The sequence below is a fragment of the Nostoc sp. genome (assembly GCF_041747015.1).
Classification (GTDB): Bacteria; Cyanobacteriota; Cyanobacteriia; order Cyanobacteriales; family Nostocaceae; genus Nostoc.
The window spans coordinates 1-3619 of sequence record NZ_JBGTFY010000156.1 but is presented as its reverse complement, the minus strand read 5'-3'; the positions used below and the strand labels follow the sequence as shown (position 1 = coordinate 3619).

Here is a 3619-nt window from a genome sequence, read left to right as displayed (position 1 = left end):
CCTGGAGCCAGTACCGCCCAGCTTTTGCCCTAGAACACAGCACTTTTCAATTGGGTAGATCACAAATATAGGAAGATAGGCGGTAGCAAAAATCCTCCTTGTTATGCCTGCTCTCCCATATTGATCAGGTTTGCAAAGGCTGTAAAGATGGCAATTTAAGGTATCTGGTCTCAGGATTAAAAGGAGACGACTTTATACCATATCAACTGCTCAGTTAGAATGAAATACTAGGTGTGTTTTTATCGATTTGAATTTCGTTTTTTAGTTGGCTAAGAGGCACTATTGTTAGCTGGGACACATACAGAGTTCTAGGCTGGCGCAGATCACGAAAGTGTTTCGTGACATATCCATAACGTCTGCCTTTGTAAAAACTGGGTGCTTGAGTATTATTGTTTCTCTGATATATTAGGGCGGAAGAAGCAAAATCTTGAGCGATCGTAGAATCGTACACTTGTCGAATCAGATTAATTCCGACTGAATTCTTCGGTTCGAAATTGAAAGACTTATCACTAGATTGATAACTTATGAGTTCTCGGCTCACCAAGCCATTAGGTGACCAAACTAAAAAACTTAACTCGTTGCCAAGGCACTTAGATGTAGAGTAAAAATCGGGTTCTGCCGATTGTAATTTGAGGCTAGGCATAAGTCCAGCAATCAACAGATGATCATCTGACCATAGTATTACTTTCTCAACGTCTTGCCCTGGTAAAGCTGCTGCTGGTAGATTAATCCAAGCGCTAAGGGCGCAGATTAAGCTTACTAAAAAACCAAACTGCAACTTAGACACGTTGGTGTAGATCAGTTGAATAGGGGGCATTATTGGCTTATACCTGGAAATTTCAACGCTCTAACGTTGTTGACAATTAACAATATATAAACCTCAGTAAGATATTAATAAAGCATTGTGTCAATACGTGAACCTAACTATTAAATAGTGGGTAGTACATAGCTTGTCAGTTTTATTCAAAAGTAATCCGAAGCGTTGTTATATATAAACTTATTCTTTAATACGTGAGTATTGACTCTGATCATTTTGAGTGTGACAATTCTCAAATTGGACTAGTTAGGGCGAATACTTGAAAAACATCATTACTTATAGAAATTTTCATTTGAGTAGGAGACAGGCATAAGTATGAATATTTTTACTGCTCATCCAAGTTTACTTAGTTTATGGTCTACCCAACTGAAAACTGCTGTAATTTAGCTTTCATTAATCACTAGTCCCAGTAGCGCTATACTGCTTGCCATCCCAATAAAACACTTTGCTGGATGACATTGCTTTTGCCATAAAAATACCTTCTCCTGCCTTAGTAGAATCCCCTTTAGGAACAACCTCCCACAGATCGTCAGCAGGCAAATCTTCTGGACTGATAAAAAATACTTGTTGAGTGCCACCATGAAAAATTGCCATCAAGGGATTACGATGTATGGCGTTTTTAGGCAGTTTTTCTTTGAGCATAACAGCAATATCTATTTGATTATCGCCGTTAAAATCTCCACGTAAGTATAAAGGTCTTATATCCCTGAAATAAAATGTATAACGCTTGTTTAGACCTTTTTTAAAGAATGTGTTTCTGACCCAACCAGGAATATTTTCATGCCTGAGCCATTCCAGCAACGTTTGATTGCTGGACGTTAATTTAACTGGGTTATAAGCTGGTTTATGAATTTGCTGCTTACTGTCTTTTTCAAATGTATTATTTGCACTAAATTCTACTGGTTGGGCTTGAATTACCTCTAGCCGTAGCCAAGACAGGGGCAATAGATCCGCCCCTATACTTAACAATAGCAACGTACAGCGAATAAGTTGGACTTTAGGACGCTGAACCACAATTTAATCCTGCTTCAGCCAGCTGAACATGGCTCGTAAATCTTTGCCAACTTCCTCAATGGGGTGTTCTGCTTCTTGGCGACGCATGGCTGTAAATCCGGGTTTACCTGCTTGGTTTTCTAGCACGAATTCCCGCGCAAATTGACCTTCTTGAATTTCTTTCAAAATCTTCCGCATCTCTGCTTTAGTCTGGTCAGTAACAATCCGAGGGCCACGAGTATAGTCACCATATTCAGCAGTATTAGAGATGCTGTCACGCATTTTGGCTAAACCACCTTCTACAACCAAGTCAACAATTAGTTTGACTTCATGCAGACATTCAAAATAAGCCAATTCTGGTTGATAACCAGCTGCTACAAGGGTTTCAAATCCTGCTTTAATTAGCGCACTCAAACCACCACACAATACGGCTTGTTCGCCAAATAAATCGGTTTCCGTTTCTTCGCGGAAAGTTGTTTCTAGAATACCGCCGCGAGTGCCACCAATACCTTTAGCGTAAGCCATCGCGCGATCGCGTGCCTGACCACTTGCATCTTGATACACTGCAAATAATGCTGGCACTCCTTGTCCCTGTTCATAAGTCCGCCGCACTAAATGCCCCGGCCCTTTTGGGGCAACCATCACTACATCCACATTATCTTGTGGGACAACTTGACCAAAGTGAATATTGAAGCCGTGAGCAAAAGCTAATACCTTGCCGTCTGTTAAATGGGGTGCAATCTCTTGCTGATAAATAGTCTTCTGCACCTCATCTGGCAGCAAAATCATGATGAAATCAGCTGCCTTAGCAGCATCAGCAACTGTATGTACAGCCAAGCCTGCTGTCTTTGCTTTTTCAGCTGACTTGCTACCAGGATACAGCCCGACAATCACATTCATGCCGCTGTCTTTGAGATTGAGGGCATGGGCGTGTCCTTGAGAACCGTAGCCGATAATGGCAATTGTTTTTTGAGCTAATAAATCTAAATTTGCATCAGTGTCATAGTACATCCGCGCCATAGTAGCAAATCCTTCGGTGCAAGCATTGTGATTCAGTGCGAACTGTTAATTTTACCCCAAAAACGAGGTCAGTCCTTGGTGAAAACTCTATCAAGCTGGATAGTAATCGCTTTTATTAATTTGGGAATACTAAATTCAACTACCCTATAGGATCTACAGTTATGGCAGACAATCGGATTAGTGCCAGTCTTTCTCAGGCAGATCGCGAGGCGGTGATGATAGCGATCGCCACGATTCGGGAAAAGCTACCGTTTTTGCTTGATTTGACGACTGAGGAGCGACGGTCATTACCCAAGCTAGGCGACAAAAGTAGAGCGTTTGTGAGTAAGGCGTTGGAAGTGGCGACACAGAACCAGGACTTTCTATCGCGATCGTTCAACTTGGACGAGATGCGGCAAGATGTGGAGTTGTTTGAGGCACTATACCCAGTTTTACTAGCGCTGACGCAACTACACGAGTTGGTAGATGATACCGTTGTGGCAGTTGGTAGTGAAGCATATGCAGCATCATTACAGGTCTACAACTATGCCAGAGCCAGCGGGAAGGGAGCGGGTTTAGATGCAGTGGTGGATGAGATGGGGCGGAGGTTTGCCCGTAAATCTCGGAGTGTGCAGCCTCAAGCGTCGGGAGTGTAGAAAATAACTCGGCGATTTGACCTTAGAGCTTGGATACTTGAGTTAAAAGCTCGACATTCCGAGTTCTGAGGTCGGAGTTTCGAGTTTTAAGCTTGGAGTTCCGAGTTTTGAGGCTGGAGTTCCAAGTTCTGAGCTTGAAGTTTTGAGTTTTAAG

At 42.4% G+C, this 3619-nt stretch carries 4 protein-coding genes; 1 reads left to right on the top strand and 3 read right to left on the bottom strand.

Annotated features, from left to right (window positions below):
• Positions 1 to 214 precede the first annotated feature (214 nt).
• The 3 genes from ACEW80_RS12095 to ilvC all read right to left on the bottom strand — a co-directional run bounded on the left by ACEW80_RS12095 (position 215) and on the right by ilvC (position 2830).
• Positions 215 to 817 (bottom strand): hypothetical protein, encoded by a 603-nt coding sequence (locus ACEW80_RS12095; protein WP_373526807.1) that lies wholly within the window; start codon positions 815 to 817, stop codon positions 215 to 217.
• 393 nt (positions 818 to 1210) lie between these two features.
• Positions 1211 to 1831: a hypothetical protein gene (locus ACEW80_RS12090; RefSeq protein ID WP_373526806.1), complete on the bottom strand. Its 621-nt coding sequence runs from the start codon at positions 1829 to 1831 to the stop codon at positions 1211 to 1213.
• A 3-nt stretch (positions 1832 to 1834) separates the two neighbouring features.
• Positions 1835 to 2830 (bottom strand): ketol-acid reductoisomerase, encoded by a 996-nt coding sequence (gene ilvC / locus ACEW80_RS12085; RefSeq protein ID WP_373526805.1) that lies wholly within the window; start codon positions 2828 to 2830, stop codon positions 1835 to 1837.
• 161 nt (positions 2831 to 2991) lie between these two features.
• Here ilvC and ACEW80_RS12080 point away from each other — a divergent pair, with 161 nt between their 5' ends.
• Entirely contained in the window at positions 2992 to 3465 is a 474-nt protein-coding gene (locus tag ACEW80_RS12080) for a hypothetical protein (protein WP_373526804.1), read from the top strand.
• Positions 3466 to 3619: the final 154 nt, after the last annotated feature.

Excerpts from the sequence above, each read along its gene's own strand:
- ACEW80_RS12095 (WP_373526807.1), bottom strand. The coding sequence starts at position 817 with ATGCCCCCTATTCAACTGATCTACACCAACGTGTCTAAGTTGCAGTTT.
- ilvC (WP_373526805.1), bottom strand. The coding sequence starts at position 2,830 with ATGGCGCGGATGTACTATGACACTGATGCAAATTTAGATTTATTAGCT.
- ACEW80_RS12080 (WP_373526804.1), top strand. The coding sequence starts at position 2,992 with ATGGCAGACAATCGGATTAGTGCCAGTCTTTCTCAGGCAGATCGCGAG.